The sequence below is a fragment of the Pseudaestuariivita sp. genome (assembly GCF_052825805.1).
Map to the genome: position 1 here is coordinate 290,311 of NZ_JBRBVB010000015.1, position 25,271 is coordinate 315,581.

The 25,271-nt window shown below is 65.9% G+C and carries 24 protein-coding genes; 12 read left to right on the forward strand and 12 right to left on the reverse strand.

Features of this window, described 5'->3' with window-relative positions; all coding sequences use genetic code 11:
• The first annotated feature begins 232 nt into the window (after positions 1–232).
• Genes ACU0B3_RS17455 through ACU0B3_RS17470 form a run of 4 tightly spaced genes read left to right on the forward strand, consistent with a single transcriptional unit; the run spans position 233 to position 6,266 of the window.
• Positions 233–2,305 carry a hydantoinase/oxoprolinase family protein gene (locus ACU0B3_RS17455; RefSeq protein ID WP_446262159.1) on the forward strand — a complete coding sequence of 691 codons (2,073 nt, stop codon included), beginning with the start codon at positions 233–235 and terminating at the stop codon, positions 2,303–2,305.
• Positions 2,302–4,008 carry a hydantoinase B/oxoprolinase family protein gene (locus tag ACU0B3_RS17460; protein WP_446262160.1) on the forward strand — a complete coding sequence of 569 codons (1,707 nt, stop codon included), beginning with the start codon at positions 2,302–2,304 and terminating at the stop codon, positions 4,006–4,008. The genes ACU0B3_RS17455 and ACU0B3_RS17460 overlap by 4 nt, the downstream gene beginning before the upstream one ends.
• Entirely contained in the window at positions 4,008–5,231 is a 1,224-nt protein-coding gene (locus ACU0B3_RS17465) for an NAD(P)/FAD-dependent oxidoreductase (protein ID WP_446262161.1), read from the forward strand. Before ACU0B3_RS17460 ends, ACU0B3_RS17465 begins: the two co-directional genes overlap by 1 nt.
• Positions 5,232–6,266, forward strand: a complete 1,035-nt coding sequence (locus ACU0B3_RS17470) for an L-idonate 5-dehydrogenase (RefSeq protein WP_446262162.1) — start codon at positions 5,232–5,234, stop codon at positions 6,264–6,266.
• On the opposite strand, the gene ACU0B3_RS17475 is transcribed toward ACU0B3_RS17470, so the two are convergent.
• The 5 genes from ACU0B3_RS17475 to ACU0B3_RS17495 are packed head-to-tail and all read right to left on the reverse strand — an operon-like array spanning position 6,260 to position 12,031.
• The gene (locus ACU0B3_RS17475) at positions 6,260–7,303 is read right to left on the reverse strand and encodes a glycosyltransferase family 2 protein (RefSeq protein ID WP_446262163.1); all 1,044 of its coding nucleotides are present in this window, start codon (positions 7,301–7,303) and stop codon (positions 6,260–6,262) included. The genes ACU0B3_RS17470 and ACU0B3_RS17475 overlap by 7 nt on opposite strands.
• Before the next feature lie 6 nt (positions 7,304–7,309).
• A complete protein-coding gene (locus ACU0B3_RS17480) occupies positions 7,310–8,011 on the reverse strand; it encodes an FkbM family methyltransferase (protein ID WP_446262164.1) in 702 nt (233 codons plus the stop codon).
• A gap of 2 nt (positions 8,012–8,013) precedes the next feature.
• The gene (locus tag ACU0B3_RS17485; protein ID WP_446262165.1) at positions 8,014–10,338 is read right to left on the reverse strand and encodes a glycosyltransferase family 2 protein; all 2,325 of its coding nucleotides are present in this window, start codon (positions 10,336–10,338) and stop codon (positions 8,014–8,016) included.
• Positions 10,335–10,970 (reverse strand): sulfotransferase, encoded by a 636-nt coding sequence (locus ACU0B3_RS17490; RefSeq protein ID WP_446262166.1) that lies wholly within the window; start codon positions 10,968–10,970, stop codon positions 10,335–10,337. Before ACU0B3_RS17490 ends, ACU0B3_RS17485 begins: the two co-directional genes overlap by 4 nt.
• Complete coding sequence (locus ACU0B3_RS17495; RefSeq protein WP_446262167.1) at positions 10,967–12,031, reverse strand: glycosyltransferase family 2 protein; 1,065 nt, start codon at positions 12,029–12,031, stop codon at positions 10,967–10,969. Before ACU0B3_RS17495 ends, ACU0B3_RS17490 begins: the two co-directional genes overlap by 4 nt.
• A gap of 196 nt (positions 12,032–12,227) precedes the next feature.
• On the opposite strand from ACU0B3_RS17495, the gene ACU0B3_RS17500 reads away from it, so the two are divergent.
• The 5 genes from ACU0B3_RS17500 (at position 12,228) to ACU0B3_RS17520 (ending at position 17,051) form a co-directional block, all read left to right on the forward strand.
• Positions 12,228–13,136, forward strand: coding sequence for an AAA family ATPase (locus ACU0B3_RS17500; RefSeq protein WP_446262168.1), 909 nt, complete (start codon positions 12,228–12,230; stop codon positions 13,134–13,136).
• A gap of 63 nt (positions 13,137–13,199) precedes the next feature.
• A complete protein-coding gene (locus tag ACU0B3_RS17505; protein ID WP_446262169.1) occupies positions 13,200–14,462 on the forward strand; it encodes a vWA domain-containing protein in 1,263 nt (420 codons plus the stop codon).
• Between the two features lie 155 nt (positions 14,463–14,617).
• On the forward strand, positions 14,618–14,929 hold the full coding sequence (locus ACU0B3_RS17510) for a hypothetical protein (RefSeq protein WP_446262170.1): 312 nt from the start codon (positions 14,618–14,620) through the stop codon (positions 14,927–14,929).
• Between the two features lie 134 nt (positions 14,930–15,063).
• Positions 15,064–16,047: an XdhC family protein gene (locus ACU0B3_RS17515; protein WP_446262171.1), complete on the forward strand. Its 984-nt coding sequence runs from the start codon at positions 15,064–15,066 to the stop codon at positions 16,045–16,047.
• Positions 16,044–17,051, forward strand: coding sequence for a molybdopterin-binding protein (locus ACU0B3_RS17520; RefSeq protein WP_446262172.1), 1,008 nt, complete (start codon positions 16,044–16,046; stop codon positions 17,049–17,051). Before ACU0B3_RS17515 ends, ACU0B3_RS17520 begins: the two co-directional genes overlap by 4 nt.
• 283 nt (positions 17,052–17,334) lie before the next feature.
• Here the strand turns inward: ACU0B3_RS17520 and infC are convergent, their stop codons facing one another.
• Entirely contained in the window at positions 17,335–17,895 is a 561-nt protein-coding gene (infC, locus tag ACU0B3_RS17525; RefSeq protein WP_446262173.1) for a translation initiation factor IF-3, read from the reverse strand.
• Between the two features lie 263 nt (positions 17,896–18,158).
• On the opposite strand from infC, the gene ACU0B3_RS17530 reads away from it, so the two are divergent.
• Positions 18,159–19,589, forward strand: a complete 1,431-nt coding sequence (locus ACU0B3_RS17530) for a hypothetical protein (RefSeq protein ID WP_446262174.1) — start codon at positions 18,159–18,161, stop codon at positions 19,587–19,589.
• 96 nt (positions 19,590–19,685) lie between these two features.
• Here ACU0B3_RS17530 and ACU0B3_RS17535 read toward each other — a convergent pair whose 3' ends face one another.
• The 5 genes from ACU0B3_RS17535 to ACU0B3_RS17555 form a co-directional block, all read right to left on the reverse strand.
• Positions 19,686–20,528: a ferredoxin--NADP reductase gene (locus ACU0B3_RS17535; protein WP_446262175.1), complete on the reverse strand. Its 843-nt coding sequence runs from the start codon at positions 20,526–20,528 to the stop codon at positions 19,686–19,688.
• 217 nt (positions 20,529–20,745) lie between these two features.
• Positions 20,746–21,150: a DUF934 domain-containing protein gene (locus ACU0B3_RS17540; RefSeq protein WP_446262176.1), complete on the reverse strand. Its 405-nt coding sequence runs from the start codon at positions 21,148–21,150 to the stop codon at positions 20,746–20,748.
• A 1-nt stretch (position 21,151) separates the two neighbouring features.
• Positions 21,152–21,880, reverse strand: coding sequence for a phosphoadenylyl-sulfate reductase (locus tag ACU0B3_RS17545; RefSeq protein ID WP_446262177.1), 729 nt, complete (start codon positions 21,878–21,880; stop codon positions 21,152–21,154).
• Entirely contained in the window at positions 21,877–23,553 is a 1,677-nt protein-coding gene (locus tag ACU0B3_RS17550) for a nitrite/sulfite reductase (protein WP_446262178.1), read from the reverse strand. The genes ACU0B3_RS17545 and ACU0B3_RS17550 overlap by 4 nt, the downstream gene beginning before the upstream one ends.
• Positions 23,546–23,848, reverse strand: a complete 303-nt coding sequence (locus ACU0B3_RS17555) for a DUF2849 domain-containing protein (RefSeq protein ID WP_446262179.1) — start codon at positions 23,846–23,848, stop codon at positions 23,546–23,548. The genes ACU0B3_RS17550 and ACU0B3_RS17555 overlap by 8 nt, the downstream gene beginning before the upstream one ends.
• Before the next feature lie 150 nt (positions 23,849–23,998).
• Between ACU0B3_RS17555 and ACU0B3_RS17560 the strand changes: the two genes are divergently transcribed.
• Complete coding sequence (locus ACU0B3_RS17560) at positions 23,999–24,460, forward strand: Lrp/AsnC family transcriptional regulator (RefSeq protein WP_446262180.1); 462 nt, start codon at positions 23,999–24,001, stop codon at positions 24,458–24,460.
• Between the two features lie 88 nt (positions 24,461–24,548).
• On the opposite strand, the gene ACU0B3_RS17565 is transcribed toward ACU0B3_RS17560, so the two are convergent.
• Positions 24,549–24,974 (reverse strand): cupin domain-containing protein, encoded by a 426-nt coding sequence (locus ACU0B3_RS17565; RefSeq protein WP_446262181.1) that lies wholly within the window; start codon positions 24,972–24,974, stop codon positions 24,549–24,551.
• Positions 24,975–25,057: 83 nt separating this feature from the next.
• Between ACU0B3_RS17565 and ACU0B3_RS17570 the strand changes: the two genes are divergently transcribed.
• Positions 25,058–25,270, forward strand: a complete 213-nt coding sequence (locus ACU0B3_RS17570; RefSeq protein ID WP_446262182.1) for a DUF2945 domain-containing protein — start codon at positions 25,058–25,060, stop codon at positions 25,268–25,270.
• Position 25,271: the final 1 nt, after the last annotated feature.

Sequence of the window (25,271 nt, forward strand, 5' to 3'; positions counted from 1 at the left end):
CCTCCTGAGGTGTTGCGATGGTCCGGGCTGCCCGCGCGGAAAACCACGGGTGGCTGAGACATGATGACGTCAGGCTGACTGTTTTTGTCGGGAATGTCAATTCCGATAAAAGAAGTCAGATTATCGACCGGTCAAAGTGGCAGGGATTTTCATCACGGGGCGCGGTTTTCTAAATGGAGCCCTACGAGACTTCCCGCTACGCTCCGCGCACGGACAACAAAGAGCGCGGCACATGACGATCAGACTTGGCGTGGACATCGGCGGCACCTTCACCGACGTGGTGCTGGAAACGCCCGAGGGATGGCACTCGACCAAGGTGCTCACGACCTACGCCGCGCCCGAGGACGCGATCATCGACGGGATGCACCAGGTCGCGCGCAAAGCCGGGATCGACCTCGGCGCGATCACTCAGATCATCCACGGCACGACGCTCGCCACCAACGCCCTGATCGAGCGGCGGGGCGCCAAGACCGCACTCATCACCACGCAGGGCTTTCGCGACGTGATCGAGATGCGCACCGAGAGCCGGTTCGAGCAGTATGATCTGAACCTCAAGCTTCCGCCGCCGCTTCTGGCGCGCAACCGCCGGTATACGGTGACCGAGCGAATGGACGCCCGCGGCGAGGTTTTGATCCCGCTCGATCTGGCGGAGGTTGAGGCGCTGGCAGAAACGCTGCGCGCGGCGCAGTATGAAAGCGTCGCTGTCGGCTTTTTGCACGCCTATGCCAATGACGCCCATGAGCGGCAGGTGGCCGAGGTGCTTGCCGCCAAACTGCCCGGCGTGATGGTCTCGCTCTCGTCAGATGTCTCGCCGCAGATGCGCGAATACGAGCGCTTCAACACGACCATCGCCAACGCCTACATCAAGCCGCTGATGAAGTCCTACCTGACGCGCCTCAAGGGCCGTCTGGCGGACGAAGGGGCGGACTGCCCGGTCTTCCTCATGCACTCCGGCGGTGGGATCATGTCGCTCGAGAGCGCCGCCGAATTTCCTGTCCGCCTCGTTGAATCCGGCCCGGCAGGTGGCGCGATCTTTGCAGCCGACATCGCCGCACGGCACGGCCTCAGCAAAGTCCTCAGCTTTGACATGGGCGGCACCACGGCCAAGATTTGCCTCATCAAGAACCAGGCGCCCAAGACCGCCCGCGTCTTCGAAGTCGCCCGCACCTACCGGTTCAAGAAAGGCTCCGGCATGCCCATCTCGATCCCCGTGATCGACATGGTCGAGATCGGCGCGGGCGGCGGCTCACTTGCCCATGTGGACGCGATGAACCAAATCCGCGTTGGCCCCGAAAGCGCCGGGTCCGAGCCGGGACCGGCGTCCTACGGACGGGGCGGCACGCGGCCTGCGGTGACCGACGCCGACCTGGTGCTGGGCAAGCTCGACCCACAGAATTTCGCCGGCGGCTCGATCCCGCTTTACCGTGAAAAATCGGAGGCAGCCCTCGACGCCGCCATCGGTCAGACCCTGGACATGGACGCCACCGAGGCGGCCTGGGGCCTTGCCGAAGTCGTGGACGAGAACATGGCCAACGCCGCCCGCGTGCACGCTGTCGAAAACGGCGAGGACCTCGCGGGCTACACCATGATCGCCTTCGGCGGCGCCGCGCCCCTGCACGCCGCACGGCTCTGCGAAAAGCTGGGCGTGGACCGCTGCCTCGTGCCGCAAGGCGCCGGCGTCGGATCGGCCATCGGCTTTCTCCGCGCGCCGTTCAGCTTCGAGGCGAACCGCTCCGTCTTTATGCGCCTCTCGGCCTTCGACGCAGGCGCCGTCACCGCGCTCTTCGAGGAGATGACCGAGGAAGCCACCCGCTTTGTCCGCTCCTGCGACGCCACCTCCGACATCCTCGCCGACCACCGCGTCTACATGCGCTACGCGGGCCAAGGCTGGGAAATCCCCGTCTCCCTCACCGCCGAAGAGGCCGCAAACCCAGACCAGAACCGCTTCAAAGAGCTCTTCGAAGAGGCCTACGTCTCACTCTTCGGCCGTGCCGTCGCGGGGATGGAGGTCGAGATCACCGTCTGGTCCGTCAACGCCCGCACCGCGCAGACAACCCGTCCCGGGCTCGACCCGGGACCTCGCGGCGCAGCTCCGACAACCGACCACCCCACCCGCACCCTTTTCGACCCGGCCCTCGGTAAACCCACCGACGCCGCCGTCATCCCGCGCGACGCCCTGACCGAAGCCCAAGGCCCCGCGCTCATCACCGAAGACGAAACAACCGTCGTCGTCCCTGCCAGCCGCGCTGTCCGCGTGCTCGAGGACGGCACGCTCGATGTCTTTGCAAAGGAGACGCGCCCATGACCGAGATCAGCACCGTCGCCTATCAAGTCATGTGGAACCGCCTTATCTCTGTGGTGGAGGAACAAGCCCAAGCCCTTGTCCGCACGGCCTTTTCCACCTCCGTCAGGGAGGCAGGGGACCTCTCCGCCGGGGTTTACAACGCGACTGGCGCCATGCTCGCCCAAGCCGTCACCGGCACGCCGGGTCACGTCAATGCCATGGCGGACGCCGTCGGCCACTTCATGCGCCGCATCGGCGTGGGCACCATGCAGCCCGGCGACGTCTACATCACCAACGACCCGTGGGAAGGGACCGGCCACAAGCACGACATCACCATCGTCACGCCGTCCTTCCACCAGGGCGCGCTCATCGGGTTCTTCGCCTGCACCGCGCATGTCACCGATATCGGCGGACGCGGCTTTGGCGCGGACGCAGGCGATGTGCACGAAGAGGGGCTCTACATCCCCATCATGCGCTTCGCAGAGGCAGGCGAGGTCAACGAAACGCTCCTTTCGATCATCCGCGGCAACGTGCGGGAACCCGACCAGCTCGTCGGCGACATCTACGCGCTCGCGAACTGCAATGAGATCGGCCATCGCCGCCTCGTCGAGATGATGGAAGAATTTGACCTGGCGGACCTCTCCGGCATCTCCGATTTCATCCTCACCAACTCGCGCAAGGCCACGCTGGAACGCATCAACGCGCTCACCCCCGGCACGGCGGACGGGCATATGCGCATCGACGGATACGCCCAGCCCATCGACCTGCGTGTGCGGCTGACCATCGAAAAGGACCGCATCCTCAGCGACTGGACCGGCACCAGCCCGGTCGACAAAAAGGGGATCAACGTCCCGCTCGTCTACACCAAGGCCTACGCCTGCTACGCGCTGAAATGCGCCATTGCGCCGGAAATCCCCAACAACGCCGCCTCCCTCGCGCCGTTCGAGATCACGGCGCCCGAGGGGACCATCGTGAACGCAGTCTGGCCCGCGCCGGTCGCTCTGCGCCACGTGATCGGCCACATGGTCCCGGACACGGTCTACGCCGCTTTGGACCAGCTGTTGCCGGGCGTCGTGCCTGCCGAAGGGGCGGGGTGCCTTTGCAATTTCCAGGTCTCTTTGCGCCCTCGCATGGACGCGCCTGCACCGGACGATGCCGTGCGCGCCGAAGTTCTGACCTTCAACTCCGGCGGCTCCGGCGCGCGGCCGAGCCTCGACGGGATGAACGCAACGGCCTTCCCCTCGGGCGTGATGACGATGCCGGTGGAGGCGACGGAGCAGGTCGGCCCGGTGCTCATCTGGCGCAAGGAGCTCCGGCCCGACAGCGGCGGCGCGGGCGCGCATCGCGGAGGGCTGGGCCAGCACATGGAGGTCGGCGCGCGCGAGGGACACGAGTTCGACTTTCAGGCGATGTTCGACCGGGTCCACCACCCCGCGCGCGGACGGCGCGGCGGCGCGGACGGCGCGCCGACGACCATCGCCCGCAGCGACGGTGCCGCGATGCAGGGCAAGGGCAAGCAATTCGTGCCGCACGGGGCAAAGGTCGTCATGGCCTTCCCCGGCGGCGCGGGCTACGGCGCCCCCTCGGACCGAGACAAGCACGCGGTGATCCGCGATCTTGCGCTGGGCTACATCTCTGCCGAAATTGCGCGGGACACCTACGGCCTGACCGAGGCCGAGATCACCGAGACGCAAGCCCGCGCCAAGACAGGAGAGACGTTCTGATGCCCGCCTCCGGCTTCACCGACACGCCCTCCCGCGCCAGCTACGACGTGGTCATCGTGGGCGGCGCGATCATGGGCTCATCGACCGCGTGGTTCCTCACCGACAACGCGGATTTCGACGGCTCGGTCCTCGTGATCGAGAAAGACCCGGCTTATGAAAAGTGCTCCACCGCGCACACCAACTCCTGCATGCGCCAGCAGTTCAGCACCGAGCTCAACGTGCGCATCTCGCAATTCGCCGCAGATTTCGTGAAGAACATCCGCAGCTACATGGGCGGTGACGCGCGCATCCCCGAGCTCGGCATCCAGTCCTACGGCTACATGTACCTCGCGGACACGGAGGCATTTGCCGATGTCCTGCGCGCCAACCAAAAGGTGCAGCGCGCAGCGGGCGCGGCGACGCAGCTGATGACGGCGGATGAGATCAAGGCGGCGTACCCCTTCTACACCGTGGACGACATCGTGCTCGGCTCGATCAACACGGTCGACGAAGGATACTGGGACGGACACACAGTCTTCGAATGGTGGCGCAGGCAGGCGCGCGAACGGGGCGTCGAATACCTGCAGGGCGAGGTCGTGGCGATGACCAGGAACGCCGCCGGCACCCGCATCGAAAGCGTGACGCTCGCCTCGGGCGACGTGATCGCCTGTGGCCAGCTCGTCAACGCCTCGGGTCCCCGCGCCGCGCGCACCGCTGCGATGGCCGGGATCGACATCCCCGTCGAGCCGCGCAAGCGCTTCACCTGGATTTTCAAAGCGGAAAACCCGCTGGGCCAGCAGCTGCCGCTGACCATCGACCCCTCGGGCATCCATGTGCGCGAGAACGGCGGCGGTACCTATCTGGCTGGCGGTCACACGGAGTACGATCCGGCTGTGGACTTTGACGATTTCGCCATGGACCACAGCTTTTGGCAGGAGCACGCCTGGCCCGCCATCGCCACCCGCATCCCGCAGTTCGAGGCGATCAAGGTGCAGTCCGAGTGGGCGGGCCATTACGCGATGAACGTCTTTGACAAGAACGCGATCATGGGCGCGCACCCTGAGGTTGAGAACTTTGTCTTCCTCAACGGCTTTTCAGGACACGGCCTGCAGCAATCGCCCGCGATGGGGCGCGGCACGGCGGAGTGGCTGACCTATGGCGCCTACCGGAGCCTCGACATGACGCCTTTTGCCTTTGACCGGATCGTGCGGAACGCGCCGATTGTCGAGAAAGCGGTGATTTAGATGACCAAGGTTCTGATGCTGCACGATGTGCACGATCTGAGGATCGAGGAGCAAGCCGTCGGCACGCCCGGCCCCGGCGAGATCGCGGTGGCGATGGCGGCGGGTGGGATTTGCGGCTCGGACCTGCACTATTACCACCACGGTGGCTTTGGCGCGGTGCGCCTGCGCCAGCCGATGATCCTAGGGCACGAGGTGTCGGGTCATGTCACCGCGCTCGGCGAAGGTGTGACCACGTTCAAGGTTGGCGATCTCGTTGCGCTCAGCCCCTCGCGGCCCTGCATGAACTGCGCCTATTGCGACGCGGGCAAGCACGCCTTCTGCCTCGACATGCGCTTCTTTGGCTCGGCGATGCCAATGCCACATATCCAAGGCGCCTTCCGCCAGCACATCATCGCCGAGGCGCGGCACTGCGTGTTTGCCGGAGACTTGACGCCCGGGGAGGCGGCGATGGCCGAGCCGCTCGCGGTCTGTTTGCACGCGGCGGGCCACGCGGGGGATATGCTTGGAAAGCGGGTGTTGGTGACGGGGGCTGGACCCATCGGTGCGCTTTGTGTGCTGCTCGCGCGGGCAGCGGGTGCGGCAGAGGTTGTGGCGACGGACCTGACGGACTTCACGCTGGGTTTGGCGGCAAAGGTAGGCGCGGACCGGACGCACAACCTTGCCGAGACACCGGATGCGCTCGATGCCTACACCGCGAACAAAGGCCTTTTCGACGTGCTGTTTGAATGCACCGGCGTGGCGGCAGCGATTGCCGGCGCCGTGCCCGCGATGCGGCCCGGCGGGACCCTCGTGCAGGTGGGGCTGGGCGGCGACATGATGATGCCGATGCACGCCATCACGACAAAGGAGCTCAAGGTCTTTGGCTCCTTCCGCTTTCATCCCGAGTTCGCCATCGGCGTGGACTTGATGCGTGCGGGGCGGATCGATGTGAAACCGCTGATCACCCACACGGTGCCGATGAAGGACGCGGTGAAAGGCTTCGCGCTGGCCAGCGACCGCACCCAGACGATAAAGGCGCAGATCGCCTTTCAGTGAGCCTTTTGCGACCGGGCCGCGTGGGCTCGGAGCATCCGGGCCGCGTTCTCGGGAAGCGGCTGAGAGGGCGGCGTCATCATCAGACGCCCAAAAAGCGCTCGGTAGGGCTCTTCGGCCATCAGTGCGTTGAAACGTGCCTTCCGCCAGGCCACGGCCTCAGCATGCAGTCGGGCAATTTCGGGGTCGTCGACCAGCTTGGCACGCTCTTCAGCCGTCTGGTCCGCAAGCGCGAGGATCGAGGTATCTTCGTCGGTGTTGAAGTTCCGCTCCACCCAGTAGTCGAGGCCCAGCACGTGATCGCTGTGCACCGCGCGGCCCCGGTTGGCTTTCAGCACGTAACTCTCCATCGCGCCAAGCGGGTAGTGGTTGAGCTGCACGAGGCCGTACATGGGCCGGCCAAAGTTCGAAAAGATGCGCCGCGTCTTGAACTGGTCGTCGAGCGCTTCGCCGTTGCCATCGACCCAGATCGTGCTCTCGAGTCGCTCCTCCACCGGGTCGCGGGGACGGTGCACCCCCAGCTTCCGGTAGGTGCCGTCGTTGCGATAGAGCGTCTTGAACATCGCCGCACGCCAAGGCCAGGCCATGATTTCGGGCGCGGCGCGGGTAAAGGTCTGGGGGACGGGCGTGTCCTGGTAATTGACCTGCCCGGCATTGCCGAAGAGCCGCCAAGTGAGCGTGATCGCGGCCCCCTGCGGGACGGCCTTGAAGAGAGCCGGAAGCGTGTGATCGCCCACGTGGATGTTCACGAACTCGTCGACGTCGAGCGGCAGGATCCAGTCCGCATCCCGCACCACGTCAAGTTTTCCGGCCATTTTCAGCGCCGTGAACTGCACTCCGCGCGCATCGTACGGCCCGTCGTTGCGCACATGCGTCAGCCCGCCCAGCTCCGCGAGCCGATCCAGCATCCGGTCCGTGCCATCGTCGCAATCGTTTGAAAAGACGAGGAAATCGGTGAATCCGCAGGCGCGGTGATGCGCCAGCCAGTCGAGCAGAAAGGCCGCCTCGTTGCGCACGCACAGGACCGCCAGCGCGCGCATGGCCGATCAAAAGTCCTTGCGGAAGACGACGACCTTGCCGTGCGACGCCTTGGGAAAATACGTCAGCCCAGCCTTGTGCATCGTGTCGAACACCGCCTGCACGCCGGCCTGTCCGATCCACTGAGGGTGTGTTTCGATCACGGCGGCGCGCAGGCCGGTGAAGTCGCCCTGCGGAAGCAGCGTCGCTTCGGCCCCTTCGATGTCGCACATCAGGACAGTCGGTTTGACCTTCTTGAGCGTGGCGTTGAGGCCGAGGACCTCGACCGACGCCTCTTCGATGATGCCTTCGGCGTTCTCCTTGTCCATCGAGGAGGCGAGGAAGTTCTTGCGCACGTAGAACGGCACCGGCTTGGAGGCGCGGCCTGCGAGCAGCGCGTGGTGCACGGTCACGTTCTCGATGTCGTTGGCGGCGTGGACCTCGTGGATGTAGGGGATGAGCGCCGGGTTCGCCTCGAATGTGTGCACGTGCTTGGCACCGCAGACTTTCGCCATGAAAGCAGACATGTAGCCGATGCCGCCGCCCAGCTCGAGCACCACGTCGTCACCATTGATGATGCGCTTTGCGGCGTTCGATTCCTTGAGCTCGTAGCGGTCCTCGCGCAGCGCGCCGCGCACCTGGCCCGTGGTGAACTGGGGGTGCTTGGGGATGCGCAGGCCGCGTGAGCGCAAGAACGGGTTGCGTGGCTGGAAGCCCTGTTGGTCGTCCATCGTTAACTCTCCAAATCAAGGGCGAGGGCGTAGGCCACACGCTCGGTCTCGGTCAGTTTCAGCTTGAGCGCCTGGTCGTAAAGCTCTGCAAACTCGGGGATTTTGTGCAGCGCGTCCGCCTTGGCCCGGTGCCAGGCGACGCCCTCGTCGTGCAGCGCGCGGGTCTGGTCGTCGGCCATCAGGCGGTCCATCTCGGCGCGCACGCGGGGAATGTTGCGCTTGATCGTGATGTCGGTGTGGTCGGACCAGTCCATGCGGATCCAGTAGTTGAGCCCGATCGATCGGTCGACGTGCAGCGCCCGCCCGCGCTGGCGCTTGATCAGGAAACTCTCGGCCGAGCGCAGGGCGTAGTGGTTGAGCTGCAAAAGGTCGTAGCCGATGTTGCCCTTGGACGAGCGCCATCCGTTCTTGATGACGTCGGCGGTGATGTCCTTGCCCGAGCCGTTGACCCAAGCGACGTCGCTCGCGCGGGCCTCTTCGAGTTTGTTGGGGCGGTGGCAGGACATCTTTTGATAGGCGCCGATGTTGCGGAACATCGTCTTGAACCCCCAGACCGTGTGCGGTTTTGGGCAAAAGCTGGGGGCGCAGGTGTCGAACTGGTCGATCACCAGCTGGTCGTCGAAGGCCGTGACGCCGTTGTGGCCAAAGAGGCGCCAGGTCATTGCGACGTTGGTGGCCCCCGGGACGCGGGCGAAGAAGTCGGCGAGGGTGCCATTGCCGCAGCGGATGTTGATGAACTCGTCGACGTCGATGTGGATGATCCAGTCGGCGTTCTGCACGACCGGTTCTTTGAGCGCCTGGTTGAGGGCAAACTGTTGGGGCGACTTGCCTTTCCAGTCCTCGTTCTGGCGGTGCTGGACGATGCCAAGGGCGTCCAGGCGGTCGAGGACGGTCGAGGTGCTGTCTTCACATCCGTTGGTGTAAATGAGGAAATTGTCGACGCCGATCGCGCGGTGGTAAGCGATCCATTCGAGGATGTAGGGCGCCTCGTTCTTCATGCAGGCGACGATGACGTTGCCGCTGGACCCTTTGGGCAAGTCGCGCGTGGGCGCGGGGGCAAAGGCTTCGGCGAGCGCTTCCTCGTTGACCATGCCAAGCCGGTTGTGCGGTCGGAAGGCGGAGCGCTGGAGCCGTGCGAAGTTCTTTTGTGCCGCCTCCGGCAGGATCGCACGCGCGGTCTGGGAAAGCGCGGTGGGCGCGGTGTCCTGCGCTTCGGCCTTGGCGTCAGCCTTGGCCGCCTTGTCGGTGCGTTTGATGCGCGGCAGGTCCGACAGCAGGTACTGGCTGGCGCGGAAGCGGTTTTGCATGTCGGGCTGGCTCCAGGGCTCGGTTTGCGCGGGGCGCGCAAGATGCGTGGGATCGAGCCGGGGGTGGTGCTGCGCGAGGTCCGCAAGCTGCGGCGCGAAGCGGTCCGAGACGGCGCCAAGCGCGCCGGGGTCAAGCGCCGGGCCGTCCACGTGCAACTCGGCGATGAGGCGACGGGTGAACTTGCGTGGCAGCGTGAGGCCGTCGGTCGCGATCAGCCGCAGAAGAAGGTCGTTGTAGGCCGCGCCGCGCGACAGCCACGCCGCCGAGGGGAGGGTTGGACGCCGCGCCGGGTCAGCCTTTCCGAATTTGGGCAGGTCCAGCATGCGCGAGATCTCGGCAGGGGCGGCATCGGAGGCCAGCTCCGCCTCGTCGCAGCTGGTCAGGCGCACAGTGTCGAAGGCGCTTTGCCAGAATGTGACGAGGTCTGCGGTGTCGAGCCAATGCGGCGCGCCCTGGACTTCGGGGAAAATCCCGTTCTGCGCGTCCGGTGCGGGCTGGCTGTCCCGCGCCGCCTGCCACCACGAGGGTGCCTCGAGCAGCTTCAGGTCGTGGTCCAGATCGCTGCGCCGCCCGTCGAGCACGGCCTCAGAATAGTGCCGGGCCAGCGCAGTGGCGGGTTCAGTCACGGACAGCACAACCTCGATCTCCGGCGAGAGCGGGGTGAGCAGGTCCTTGAGCCGGGAAAGCTCTGCTCCGTTCACCAGCTGCGTGCCAAGCTGTTGGCACGACAGGATAAGTCGCTTCGGCGCGTGTTCGGCGATCTCCTTTTGCAGGGCCTGCAGGACATCGCTTTGCAGCTCTGCCTGCCGCGCGGGGTCGGTAAAGCCGCGGGCCGCGCGCAGCAGATCGACGCGCGCCGGGTCAGACACCGCCATGCCAAGCCGGGTGTGGTTGCGCCGTCCGGGACTGCGGGGGTAGAGCACGCCCTTGCCAGCGAGCGCGCCGCGCTTGGCGTCCATCACGGCCTGAAGCCGCGCCGAGACCCACGGGTCGCACCCGATGTGCAACGTGATCTTCATCGCGCGACCTCTTGAAGCGTCCTGGGATTGGCGTTTGCCTTGCCCCACCACGGCAGCGTGCGCCCGATATGCGCACCGATCTTGCGCGGCGCGTCGGGGTCGGTGATGTCATAGGCCAGATAATCCGGGTCCCCGGCAAAGAGCCGGTCGAGATGCGCGTCGTGCCCGGCGATCCAGATCATCCGCTCGCGCGTCGTCTTGCCATAGCCGTGCGGCAGGCCCGGTACCGCCCGTTTCGGCAGCCGCTCGGTTGCCAGATCGCCCCAGCGCAGCATCGCGTTCGAAAGATCGCGCGGGTCGCGTCGTGAGGCGAGGAACTTGACGCCCGGATGATGCGTGCGGATTGCCTGCAAGAGACCCCAGTCCATCTGCGGCCAGACCGAACGCCGCCCGGTCAGCGTCGAGATTTCGGTAAAGGCGTCAAAGCCTTGCAAGATGCGCAGGGGATCACCGCTGGCAAAATAGTCGCGGTACATCTGCGCCCCGACAAAAAGGCCCTGCAGCGCCGGATCGTCCGTCTGCTTGGCCTTGATCCGGTGGTCTGCCACGCTGAGCCCCGCCCGGCGCAAGGCGCGTGCGAGCGTCGTCGTGCCGGTTTTCGGCAGGCCGAGGTTGATCACCTTGAGGCTCACGCCGCCGCTCCGATCCGTTTGAGCAGCTCAGTCTCCCCCGGAGGCGTGGTGGGCGCCGCGCGCAGCTGGTCGCGCATGGCGCGGTAGGCGTCCTGATCCAGCAGCGCGTCGCGTTTGGCGATGTGCCGCGCAACGCACAGGTCGTGCAAGCGGGCAATCTCAGGGTCACGCTTCATCTCCGCCAGCGCTGCCTCGAGCGCCGGCAGGTAGCGGTGGATCGACGTGTCGCGCACCGCCGCATCGTTCCGCTCGCGCCAGTAGGTGTCGTCAAAAGCGCGGTTGTCGCGGTTCACGTCGCCCCGGTCGTTCTTGACGAGGTAACTGTCGAGCGAGCGCAGCGCGTAGTGGTTGAGCGTCGCATGCACGCGTGCGCCTTTGGCGGGAAACTTGCGGATCCGACGCTTGTTGGCGGCCAACAGGTAGGTCTCCGGCACTGCGCGCCCGGACCCGTCGGTCCAGCGCGGGCGGTCCGCCTTGGCCAGACCGCCGCGAAAGAACGGACGGTGCGCGCCAAAGTAATGCAGGGGAAAGTCGTTTCGTACCAGCGACTTGACCTCGATCGCCGTCTCGGCGCACCAGATGTCGGGGTTGTGTGACCATGCGAACTGCTCGGTCACCGGGCGGTCCTCGAAGGTTTCGATCCCGCCGTTCGCCATGAACTGGAACGTCACCGAGATCGCCTGGGGATCGCCGCAGGCCGCAATCAGCGCCGGGATGGTGTGATCACCCACATGGATATTCAGGAACTCGTCCACGTCCGCGATCCAGACCCAGTCGGCGCCTTGCACCACGGGATGCCGGGCGGCCGCCTTGAGCGCCTCCATCTGGTAGTTGCGGCCCTCGGCGGGGTTCGGCAGATGCACCAGCGCGCCGCGCGCGGCAAGCGCGTCCAGCATCAGGTCCGTGCCGTCGTCGCAATCGTTCGAATAGAACAGAAAGTCGGTCACGCCGATCAGGCGATGAAAGGCGATCCATTCCAGCAGGAACGGGCCCTCGTTCTTCACGCATGTGACCGCGGTGATCCGCGGTGCGCCGCCCTCGGGCGCGGTACTCTTGGACATTGCTCGCGTCCTGCCTGCACTCATTATTCCGGGTCGTATCGTGCCCGGTGCATAGCGCGTGATCGCCTAACAAAATGATGCCATCGGGGCGCAATTACGTCAAAAGAGGGGCAAAGGCGCCGGGTCAACCGGTCCTTTGGCCCACCTTGACGGCGCCTGGCCTGCGCGCGAGGGTGCCGCAAACGCGGGAGGCTCCATGGCGGACATGTCATCCATCGACGCGGTCGAAACGACACTCGGCACGCAGGGCTACATCTGCGACCGGGCGCTCGCGACGGTGGTGTTTCTGGCGCTCCGCCTCGGCCGGCCGCTCTTTCTCGAAGGCGAGGCGGGCACCGGGAAAACCGAAATCGCCAAGGCGCTCGCCGCCGCCCTCGGACGCGATCTCATCCGCCTGCAATGCTACGAAGGGCTCGACGCCGCCTCCGCCGTCTACGACTGGAACTTCCCTGCGCAAATGGTCGCCATCCGCACCGCCGAGGCGTCAGGCCAGGCCGACCGCAAGGCCCTGCAGACCGAGCTCTTCGGCCCCGAATACCTCACCGAACGCCCACTGCTGCAAGCCATGCGCCCGCACAAAGCCGGCCCGCCCGTGCTGCTCATCGACGAGCTCGACCGCACCGACGAGCCGTTCGAGGCGTTCCTCCTCGAGGCGCTCAGCGACTTCCAGGTGACCATCCCCGAGCTTGGCACCATCGCCGCGCCCGAGCCGCCCATCGTGATCCTGACGTCTAACCGCACGCGCGAAGTGCACGACGCCCTCAAGCGCCGCTGCCTCTATCACTGGGTAGGCTACCCCTCCGCCGAGCGTGAACTGGGCATCCTCGCCTCCCGTGCGCCCGAAGCTGCCGCCACCCTCAGCCGCGAAGTCGTCGCCTTCGTCCAGCGCCTGCGCACCGAGGACCTCTTCAAGAAACCGGGCGTCGCCGAAACAATCGACTGGGCGAAGTGCCTGCTCGCCCTCGACGTGCTCGAACTCAGCCCACAAGTCATCGCCGACACCCTCGGCGCCTTCCTCAAATACCAGGACGACATCCAGAAACTGCAAGGCTCCGAGGCCAAACGCATCCTCGACGAAGCCAAGGCATCGCTCGCCTCAGCATGACCTCCCCTCAGCTTCTTCTGGCTAAAAATATCCCGGGGTTTGGGGCAGAGCCCCAAGAAATCCATGCCTGAATACGCCCCCCTCGACTTGCCCGACACCCCGCGCCTCGCCGGCAACATCACCTATTTCGCCCGCGCGCTGCGTAAGGCCGGCCTGCCCATCGGCCCCGGACGCGTGATCGACGCGATCGAGGCGGTGTCCGCCGCCGGTTTCACCGACAAACGTGACTTCTACTGGACGCTGCACGCCTGCTTCGTCTCCCGCCCCGAACACCGCGCGACCTTTGCGCAGGTCTTCCGCCTCTACTGGCGCGACCCGCGCTACCTCGAACACATGATGAGCGTCATGCTCCCCTCGATCCGCGGCGTGCAGGAAGAACGCGCCGCCAAGGCCGCCGAGAAACGCGCCGCCGAAGCGCTCCTCGACGGGACGCAGCCGGACCCGCCCGAGGCGCGCTCCGAAGGGAGCGACGAGGAAACGCGGATCGACATCGACGCCTCGCTCACCATGTCCGCCGAGGAAAAGCTGCGCACCCTCGATTTCGAGCAGATGTCGACCGCCGAGGTCGCCGCCGCCAAGCGCCTCCTGTCGCAGATGACCTTGCCCGTCCCGCCTCTTGTCACCCGCAGGCTCGCTGCCGCCCGTTCCGGCACGCGCATCGACCGGGCTGCGACGCTCCGCAGCGCCATACGGCGGGGCGGGGACCTGCAGGACATCGCCCGCGCCACGCGCCGCACGCGCTGGTCCAACCTGGTGGTGCTCTGCGACATCTCCGGCTCCATGAGCCAGTATTCGCGCCTCGTCCTGCACTTCGTGCACAGCGTCGCCAACCAAAAGGGCGCCGGCTGGGCCAAGGTACACGCCTTCACCTTCGGCACGCGCCTGACCAACATCACGCGCCACCTCGCCACCCGCGACGTCGATACTGCCCTGAGCGCAGCGGGTGCCGAAGCGCAGGACTGGGAAGGCGGCACGCGGATCGGTGCGTGCCTCGACCGGTTCAACCGCGACTGGTCGCGGCGGGTGCTGGGGCAGGGCGCGGTCGTGCTTTTGATCACCGACGGGCTCGACCGCGACGACACCGGCGATCTGGCGCGGGCTATGGAACGGCTCCACCTGTCGTGCAAGCACCTGATCTGGCTCAACCCGCTCTTGCGTTGGGACGGGTTCGCACCCAAGGCGCGCGGCATCGCTGCGATGCTGCCGCACGTGGACGCCTTCCGCGCCGGCCATTCGATCGCCTCACTCGAAGACCTCGCAAAGGCACTGTCGAAAGGCTCCGATAGCGGCCTGAAAGCTCAAATGATGACGCAGCTGCCGAAGTAACAGATCGCGCGCGAACGCGCTGCGCAGGCAAAAGGTTCCCGCACGGCCTCTCAACTCATTGTGAGAAACCAAACCCGGGCTGCGCGCATTACTGCTTCAACGCCGCTTACGAGTGGCCGACAAACAGACGCACCGGATGGTGCAAGGAGTACAAGATGGATATCAAGACACTTTTCGCCGCAACCGCTCTGACCGCTGCAACTGCAACCGCTGGCTTCGCGAACGTGCCGAATTGCCCAGGTGGTCTGTCCGCAAACAACACGTGCCTGTCGAGCGAAGAAGTTGACGTCGACAACCAAGCCGCTGAAGGCCCCGGTCGTGGCGCGGACACCAACGCCATGCCGATGACCGACGACATGGGCACGGGTCAAGCAGATGGTGGCAGCTCGGTGGCCGGCATGACCGACCTCGAGACGACCAACGACCCGCTCGATGGTGACGACAGCCTCGACACCAACGACGGCTAACACCTTGGCTCTCTAGCTTGACACAAACGCCCCGCTTCGATGCGAAGCGGGGCGTTTTGCATGTCGTGACCCGCTTGCGCTGATCCCTGCCGGTGGTAGCTTGTATGCCTTGTCCAAAGGCTTGAGGACCTGACATGCACGACCTGACCGGCGCCCCGGAAACCGCGCTCGCTTGGCACAAGGCCGGCCGCAAGGTCGCGCTTGCCACCGTGGTGGAGACCTGGGGCTCCGCCCCCCGCCGCACCGGAGCGCAGCTCGTGATCGCCGAAGACGGCGAGATGCAGGGCTCCGTCTCCGGCGGCTGCGTCGAAGGCGCCGTTGTCCTCGAAGCGCTGGAGGCCATGGAGGATCACTTAAGTGAGGGACCGAGCCATAAGCTCCTCACCTACGGCGTGTCCGACGACGATGCCTTTGCCGTCGGGCTCGCGTGTGGCGGCACAATTCGCGTGCTCGTCGAACCCATCGGCTCAGCACTCCTCGTCGATATGCTGTCCGAGCTTGTCGCCGCCCGCGCCGCCCGCACACCCGTCGCCTACGAAGTGAACCTCGAAACCGGCGCCCGCGCCCTGCGCGAGGACAGCTACCCCGATCGTTTTCGCCTCGACCGCTCCGGCGTCGAGGAGGACGGTGCGACCTTTGTCGCCGTCCACAACCCACCCCTGCGGCTCGTCATCGTCGGCGCGGTACACATTGCCCAGCACCTGACGCAGATGGCGCGCGCGGCAGGCTACGACCCGGTCATCATCGACCCGCGCCCCGCCTTTGCCTCGCTCGAGCGCTTCCCCGGCGAAACGCTTCTCGATGACTGGCCCGACGCGGCGGTGGAGGCCGCGGGCCTCGACACCCGCACGGCGCTGGTGCTCCTGACGCACGATCCCAAGCTGGACGATCCGGCCCTGCTCAAGGGGCTGGCCTCTGACGCCTTTTACATCGGCGCGCTGGGCTCGACCCGAACCCATGCCAAGCGCGTCCAGCGCCTGACCGAAGCCGGCATGACCGAGGCCCAGATCGCCCGCATTCACGCGCCCGTCGGCCTCGACATCGGCGCCTCCGGCCCCGCGGAAATCGCCGTCTCGATCCTCGCCGAAATGACGCGCGTGCTGCGCAAGGGCGCATGAAATTTGGTCCCGTCCCTTTGGGGGAGGGGGCGGGAGCCATCCTCGCACACTCCATCGGCCTGGCGTCCGGGCGGCTACGCAAGGGCCAGGTCCTGACGCCCGACCACCTCACCCGGCTCGCCGCCGAGGGCCACACCGAGATCACCGTCGCGCGTCTCGAGCCCGGCGATGTGCCGGAGGCGGACGCGGCGCAGCGTCTGGCCGAGGCACTTGTAGGACCGGACCCGAACGGGCTCCGCCTGACCCCGCCAACCAACGGGCGGGTTAATATCGTTGCTACCAGCCCCGGCGTCGTGCAGCTGGACGCAGGCCGTCTGGCCGAAGTGAACCGCGTCGACCCGATGATCTCCCTCGCGACGGTGCCGGAGTTGCACCAGATCGCACCCAAAGGGCTCGTCGCCACGGTCAAGGTCATCAGCTACGCCGTCCCCGGCGCGCGTCTCGCGAAAGCGGAGGCTGTCGGCGCCGGCGCGATATCGCTTGCCAAACCGCAGCTCAAAACCGCAGCGCTGATCGTGACCGAAGTGCCCGGCGGCCCGGGTCTCAAAGGGACGGACGCCATCGCGGCACGGCTCGAAGCGCTTGATATGACTCAGGGTTCTCCACTCACGGTGCCGCACCGTACCGATGCCCTCACGGCGGCGCTGACTGACGTCCAGGTCCAAGGTGCCGTCGATCTGATCCTCGTGCTCACCGGCTCGGCGACTTCCGACGCGCACGACGTCGCGCCGTCCGCGCTGCGGGCCGCGGGCGGGACCGTCACGCGGTTCGGGATGCCGGTCGATCCGGGCAACCTGCTCTTTTGCGGAACGCTCGGGCCGGTGCCGGTGATCGGCCTGCCCGGCTGCGCGCGCTCACCCGCGCTCAACGGCGCAGACTGGGTGCTGGCGCGCACGATCTGTGGGGTCCCGGTGACCTCCGACGACATCGCCGCGATGGGCGTTGGCGGCCTGCTCAAGGAGATCCCCACACGCCCCGCGCCCCGCCGCGCACACGAGGCGTAGCGGCATCTCAGTAGGCGACTTCTAATCTGATACAGGGGGTCTTAATCGAAGCTCCCGCCTGACAGGAACTGTCAGGCCGCGCCATGCCGAAGGCACGCCTCCGGCATGACCCGCCCCCATGGGGCGGCGCGATTGCGCCACCCCTCGGTCCGGCGCGTGAACTTCTGTTTGCCTCGGTATCAAACTTAAGGTCGCCTCCGATCAGCCCACACCCCGGCAAAGCAAAACGCGCGGGCCATCGGCACCGCGCGCATCCGCTGTCACGAGTATCAGACCCGTAAGGTCAGCTCCCGCTTGACGCCTCCGGCGCCGCTTCGGGCTCGGGGGCCGGCTTCGGCTTGGGCTTTTGCCCCGCGGGCAGGGGACCGATCAGCATGATCATCTGGCGGCCTTCCATCTTGGGGAAGTTCTCGACGCGCCCGATCTCCTTGGTGTCTTCGGCCACCCGCTCCAAGAGTTCGCGGCCAAGGTTCTGGTGCGCCATCTCGCGGCCACGGAAGCGCAGGGTCACCTTCACCTTGTCGCCGTTCTCGAGGAACTTGAAGACGTTCTTCATCTTCACGCCGTAGTCATGCACGTCCGTGTTCGGGCGGAACTTGACCTCTTTGATGTCGATGGTCTTCTGCTTCTTGCGCGCCTCGGATTCCCGCTTTTGCTGTTCATACTTGAACTTGCCGAAATCCATGATCTTGCAGACCGGCGGGTTCGCGTTTGGCGAGATTTCCACGAGGTCGAGCCCGGCATCGGCGGCCATGTCCATAGCGCGGGCGGGCGAGACCACCCCGACGTTTTCCCCCTCGGCGCCGATCAATCGGATCTCGGAGGCGCGTATGCGGTCGTTCACACGAGGGCCAGTGTCACGGGTGGGCGGCGCGTTGTGCGGTCTGCGGGCTATGGCTTTTATCCTTGAATTGCTGCGCAAATGCTTGAAGTCGCAAGGTAGAGGCGCACCCGCAGCGTTTCAAGCGTCAAAAGCCGGAACCCGGGCGAATTCTCGGGTGTTTCCCCTTGAGACCGGCGCGCATCAGCGCCATGTCCTGCGCGAGACCACGGCATCGCTGCGCTGCAGCGCGCGGTGTAGCGAGTCCAAGGTATGGAGTTTGAAACATGAAGAATCTGATCCTCGTTGCGGGTGTGATCGTGGTGGCTGTGATCGGCTACTTCGTGGTCACCGGACAATCGGTCGAAGAAGCGGTCGAGTCCGCACAGGACGCTGGCACGGCGGCTGTCGAGACGGTCACCGAAACGGCTGATACGGCAGCCGAGAGCGCAGGCGAGGCGGCCGAGACGGCCACCACCGCCGCCGAAGAGACTGCCGGCGACGCTGCCGGCGCGATCGAGAGCGCAGCCGAGAGCGCAACCGAAGCCGCCAATGACGCCGCTGCCGCCGTGACCGAGGCCGCCGAGAATGCCGCCACCGAGGCGGAAACGGCGGTGAACGAAGCGGTCGAAGGCGCCACCGAGGCCGTCGAGAACGCGATTGGCGCCGTGACTGGTGCTGCGGATGAGGCGACCGACGAGGCTGCAGACGCCGCCGATGCTGCCGCCGACACCGCTGGTGGGGCCGCCGACGCCGCGCAGGAAACTGCCGGTGACGCAGCTGACGCCGCCGCGGATACGGCAGGCGACGTTGCTGACGGCGCAACCGAGACTGCCTCCGAAGCGGCGGAAGCCACCGAAGAGGCCGCAACCTCTGCCGCCGACGCTGTTGCCGACACCGCTGCCGAAGGCGCCGAGGCCGCGGAGGGCGCAGCCGCCGCAACGGAAGAGGCTGTTGAGGGTGCCGTGGAAGGGGCTGCCGAGACTGCCGAAGGCGCTGCCGCTGCAACTGAAGAAGCTGTAGAGGGTGCCGTCGAGGGGGCAGCCGAGACTGCCGAAGGTGCCGCTTCTGCGACCGAAGAAGCCGTGGAAGGCGCTGCGGCTGCAACCGAAGAGGCTGTCGAGGGCGCCGTTGAAGCGACCGAAGACGCGGTCGAGGGTGCTGCCAGCGCAACGGAAGAAGCAGCTGAAGGTGCTGCTGATGCGGCAGACACCGCTGTCGATGCGACCACTGAGGCGGCGTCCGACGCTGCCGAGGCAACCACTGAGGCTGCCGAAGGCGCGGCCGACGCTGTCACGGACACCGCAGGCGCCGCTGCCGACACGGCTGAAAGCGCGGCATCCGAGGTAGCTGAGGGCGCTGAAGCGGCTACGGAGAGCGCCGAAGGCACGGCGGCTGCCACAACCGAAGACGTCGAGGCGGCAGCCGAAGACGTTGCCACGCAGACCTCCGAGGGCATGGAAGCCGTGACCGAAGGGTCGGATGCTGCGACCGCGACCGACGACACCGCAACCGCCGCAGCGCCATCGCCGGAGGCCGCAGAGGAAGCTTTGACCGTTGGCGGTTTCGACGCCTCGATGATCACGGAGATGATCGAGAACTCCGACCTGAGCGCCCTGCAGCAGACCGTGCTCCTCGAGACGGTCAAGCAGGCCGCCGACAATCCCGCGCTGATCGAGGCGGCCATCACCGCTGTGCGTGAGGCTTTGAACCTCTAAGCTGGCCAAGGCTAAGCACAGGAAAAGCGCGCGGGACCCCTCGCGCGGTTTTTCATTTGCGGGCCACGTAGGGTGGGCAGAGGCCCACCTTACGCCTCACCCCACGAAGGCTTTTTCCACGACGTAATGCTTGGGATCGGAGTTCGCGCCTTCCTCAAGGCCGTAGCTTTCAAGGATGTCCTTGATGTCGAGGTTGAGGCCCATCGACCCGCAGACCATCGCCCGGTCCGTGTCGGCCGACATCCCGTCAATTCCCAGATCGCCAAACACCGTGCCATCTTTCAGAAGGTCCGTGATCCGGCCCATCTTGGGGCTCTCCTCGCGGGTCGTGGTCGGGTAATAGACCAGCTTGGCCAGGTTTTCCGGCCCGATCAGCTCGGCGAAAAGCTCATCGGTGCGGATGTGGTCGATCAAGCGCTTGCCGTACTCGAGCTCGGCCACATCCCGGCACGTGTGCGTGATGATGACCTGCTCGTAATCCTCAAACGTCTGCGGGTCCCGCAGGAGCGAGGCAAAGGGCGCAAACCCGGTCCCGGTCGCAAAGAACCACAGCCGCTTGCCCGGCAGCAGCGCGTCATGCACCAGCGTGCCGACCGGCTTGGGGCGGAGGATCAGCTGATCGCCCGGCTGCACGTGCTGCAGCTTGGAGGTCAGCGGGCCGTCCTGCACCTTGATCGAGTAGAACTCGAGCTCCTCGTCCCAGCTTGGCGAGGCGATCGAATAGGCGCGCAAGAGCGGCTTTTGCTTGCCTGTCTTGGGGTCCGGCTCGCCCATCAGGCCGATCATCACGAACTCACCCGACCGGAACCGCAGGCTCGCAGGGCGCGTGCAGCGAAAGGAAAAGAGCCGGTCCGTCCAGTGCTCCACATGGGTTATCGTCTGGGCGTCGGGCATGGCTTTGACGGCGGTCTGGGTGTTCACGGGTGTTTGCTCGGTCATATGTGTCAACTTGGGGTTACACCCCGATGCCTTTCGATGTCACAGGTTCGGCGCCGTCTGTCAACGCGGCGCGGTGCCTTGGTTGGGTTTGAGGGGGTGCCTGGGAGGCCCCCGGATCAGGTCCGGGGCGGGGTTTTTGTGAGGCCCCGGATCAGGTCCGGCGCGCGGGGCGCCTGGGCGCACCCGTCCCGGGCTCGCCCCGGGGCCTCACCGCACATCACTCCCGCACACGGCTCTGATAATCATGCGCCTGCCAGTTCGCGCGGAAGAGCCATTCTCCCTCCGGCTGGCGCGCGGCCAACTCCTCGGAGATCTCCACCTCGTCAAACCCGCAGCGCCGCGCCATCGCATATTGATCCGAGATCACGTGCCCCTTCGCACGCAACCGGCCGGTGTAGCCCATCCGGCGCAAGCGCCGGGCCAGGGTGAACCCGCGCCCATCTGCGAAGGAGGGAAAGTCGATGCGGATCATCTCGGCGCCCAGCTGGCCCTCCAGCAGAGCCGGGTCCGTGTCAGAAGGAAGGTCCACCGCCGCTACGTCGTTCGCGGCCTCACCAAACGGGACGAAGGCGCCGTCAAAGGTTTCCGGGCCAAAGCCCGCGTCCGTCACAAGAATGCTCATTTCAAGCGCCTCTCTGCACTTTGCCGTTCACGATGTGGATGCCGCATTCGTCCTTGTCCGAGCCGCGCCAGCGCCCGGCGCGGGGGTCTTCGCCCTCCCGCGTGGCGGTGGTGCAGGGCGCGCAGCCGATTGAGCGGAAGCCTTCTGCCACCAAAGGGTGCCGGGGCAGGGCGTGGCGGTCCATGTAGCTGGCGACTTCGTCCGCGGTCCAGGTGGCGAGCGGGTTGATCGTCATGCCGCGCCCGCGCGCATCGGCGGCAAAGGTCTGCACCTTGGCCCGCTGCCCGCCGTGAAAGCGCTTGCGCCCGGTGATCCAAGCGTCGAACCCTTCCAAGGCGGCATCAAGAGGCGCGGTCTTGCGCAGTGCGCAGCAAGCGTCGGGGTTGGTCTGGTGCAAGGTCTTGTCCGCGTCCTCGGTGGCGTCTTTGTTGGTGTTGGGGCGCAGGATGCGCACATCCGTCAGGCCAAGCTCCGCCGCCACCTCGCGCTGGTAAGTCAGCGTCTCGGCAAAGAGCATGTCCGTGTCGACGAAGAGCACCGGCGTCTTCGGCGCGATCCGGCTGACGAGGTGCAGGATCACGACGCTGTCCGCGCCAAAAGCCGAGACCACTGCCGTCCGGCCCGCCGAGCGCCCGATCAGCACCGACGACAGCAGCGAAAGCGCCGCCTGCTCTTGATACGCAAGGTTCAGCGCGGCCGCTTGGGGCGCAAGGTTTGCTGCATGGATCATGCTGCCTTAGCCTTCTCTCCACCGTAGAGCGCCTCTTTGAAGGGCGCCATCCCGAGGCGGCGGTAGGCGGCGAGGAAGGTTTCCTCCGCGCTCTCCCGCACGTCCAGGTAGGCGTCGATCAGGCGCTCGATGGCGGGCACGATCTCGTCGTAGGAGAAACCGGGTCCGGTGCGTTCGCCGATGGTGGTTGTTTCGGTCCCGTCGCCGCCAAGCGTGATCTGGTAGGTCTCCACCCCCGCGCGGTCGAGGCCGAGGATGCCGATGTGACCGACGTGGTGGTGACCGCAGGCGTTGATGCAGCCCGAGATCTTGAGCTTGAGCGGGCCGATGTCTTGCTCGAGTTTCAACGCGTCGAAGCGCTCCGCGATCTTTTGCGCCACGGGGATGGAGCGGGCAGTGGCCAGCGCGCAGTAATCCATGCCGGGGCAGGCGATGATGTCGGAGATGAGCCCGAGGTTGGCGGTGGCAAGCCCCGCCTGCTGAAGCATCGCAAAGACGGCGGGCAGATGCGCACGCGGCACATGGGGCAGGATTACGTTCTGCTCGTGGGAGATGCGCAGCTCATCGTGGGCGTAGGTCTCAGCGATCTCGGCCATCACGCGCATCTGGTCGCTGGTCGCATCGCCGGGCGTTGCGCCGTGGGCTTTGAGCGAGATCGTGGCAATGGCGTAGCCGTCTTCTTTGTGGGCCGTTACGTTGGTGTCGACCCAGGAGCGGAAGAGCGGGTCGGCAGCGTAGGCCGTGTCAAAGGCATCTTCGGGCAGGGTTGCAAAGGCCGGGCCGGTGAAGTGCGTCTTGATCTCTTCGAGCAAGGCCATGTCGGCGCCGGCGTAGGTCGGCTTGATCGAGGCGAATTCGGCGGCGACCATCTCGCGGATGGTCTCGATGCCGGTCTCGTGCACGGTGATCTTGATGCGCGCCTTGTACTTGTTGTCGCGCCGTCCGAGCAGGTTGTAGACGCTCAGCACGGCCTCGACATACGGCAGCAGGTCCGCGCGCGGGATGAAGTCCGCGAGCACCTTGCCCACCATCGGCGTGCGGCCAAGTCCGCCGCCGACATAGATGCGGTAGCCGATCTCCCCATCAGAAGCGCCGTCTTTGCGGACGATCTGCACGGCGAGGTCGTGGGCCTTAAGCACAGCGCGGTCATTCTCTGACGCGCCCACGGCGATCTTGAACTTGCGCCCGAGGAACTGGAACTCCGGGTGGTCGGTGGACCATTGGCGCAAGAGCTCGGCGGTGGGGCGGGGGTCCTCGATCTCGTCCGCGGCAGCGCCCGCGAAGTGGTCGGAGGTCACGTTACGGATCGTGTTGCCGGAGGTCTGGATGGCGTGCAACTCCACCTCCGCCAGTGCATCGAGCATGTCTGGCACATCGCGCAGGGCGGGCCAGTTGAACTGGATGTTCTGGCGTGTGGTGAAGTGGCCGTACCCCTTGTCCCAGCGGTCGGCGATCATGGCGAGCTGCCGCATCTTGACGCCATTGAGGGTGCCGTAGGGGATCGCGACGCGCAGCATGTAGGCGTGGAGCTGCAGGTAGAGGCCGTTCATCAGGCGCAGCGGTTTGAACTCGTCCTCGGTCAGGTTGCCCGCGATGCGGCGCTCGACCTGGGCGCGGAACTGGCGGTTGCGCTCGGCGACAAAGGCGGTGTCGAAGGCGTTGTACTTATACATGTGCGTTCTCCTGCGCCTGTTTGCCGTGGAAATAGTTGGAGGGGCCGGTGCGGCGGAACTCCTCGCGGAAGTGCGTGGGCGTGCCATCGGGTGTGACGTCTGCGAGGTAGACGCCGACAACATCGCCGGTCCCGCGCTGTGCCTCGAGGAGTTGCAGCTCGGCGTCTGCCTCGTCGGTCAGGACCTCGGCCTCGGCCAGTTGACGCACCCATTGGCCGTTGGCATCCCGGTAGACCACGTCGCCCTCCAGGAGCGCGTTGGCGGTGATGACTTTGGGCGTAAAGGCCTTGGGCATGGGTGTCTCCTGCGCAGATGCAGCGTGTTTCTCACTAGACATATAGGAAATTATTCCGCATCAGGGCAGATGTGCGCAGTAAGATAGGAACGCTTGTTCTGCTATGCGCTGAATTGAGGCGTGGCAATACGCGGGAAAGGGAAAGTCGGAATGTCTGTTCGCATTGATGCGCTCGACCGGAAAATCCTCGGGGCCTTGCAGGCCGACGCGAGCCGGTCCCTCGATGACATCGCGCGGGAGGTGGGCTCGTCCAAGACGCCGGTGTGGAACCGGATTCGCAAGATGCGCGAGGCGGGGGTGATCAAGCAGCAGACGGTGCTGCTCGATGCCGAGGCGCTGGGGTTCGATGCCTGTTTCTACGTGCTGATCCGCACGTCGGAGCATGAGGCCGACTGGCAGCTGCGGTTCCTCGAGGCGCTGAACGCGCGCCCCGAGGTGCAGGAGGCGCACCGGCTGGCGGGCGACATCGACTATATCCTCAAGGTGCGTGTGCCGAATGCGCGGGCCTATGACGCGTTTTACCAGGCGCTGATTTCAGAGGTGAAGATCCACAACGTGACGGCGCTTTTGTCGATGGAGGAGATCAAGTCGACAACCGCATTGCCTTTGTGAGACGTGGCAGGGAGGGCTGTCTGCCCTCCCTCTGCCCTGCGGGCATTCACCCTCCCGAGGATATTTCTGGCCAGAAGAATTACATTTCTCAGTTTTGGGGGCCCGGGATTGTGAAGTCGGGGTCTGCGAGGGTGAAGCCGGAGAATTGGAAGCCGGGGGAGACGGTGCAGCCGACGAGGCTCCATGCGCCGGTGGTGCGCGCGGCTTGCCAGTGACCCGTGGGCACGATCACTTGCGGGCGGCCTTGGGAAAGGTCTGGGGTCAGCAGGTGTTCGGTATAGGGGCTGTCGTCCGTTGCGGAGAGCGACAGGATCAGCGGGGCGCCGGCGTAGTGGTGCCAGATTTCGACGGCGTCGACTTTGTGCCAGTGGCTGGCCTCGCCCTCTTTCAGCAGGAAGTAGATGGCTGTGCCGGAGGCGCGGGGTGTTTCGGTGCCCTCCCACGTCTGGCGGTACCAGCCGCCTTCGGGGTGGGGGCTGAGCCCGAGTTTGGCGATGATCTCGTCTGCGGTCATGTGCGGCACGCCTCGTAAGGTTCGGAACGATGTTTTGCGCGCCGGGGTTGGCAAGGCAACACCCTACAATCAGGAGACATGGTATGAGCTATTCAGAAGGCGACCGCGTGGAATGGGATTGGGGCGATGGCACGGCCTCGGGCAAGGTCGAAAAGACCTATACCCGGAAGATTACGCGCAAGCTGCAGGGCAGCGAGGTGACCCGAGACGGGTCGGATGATGATCCCGCGCTCTACATCGAGCAGGAGGACGGCGACGGCGTGCTCAAGCTCGCCTCTGAGGTGCGCAAGGCGTGAG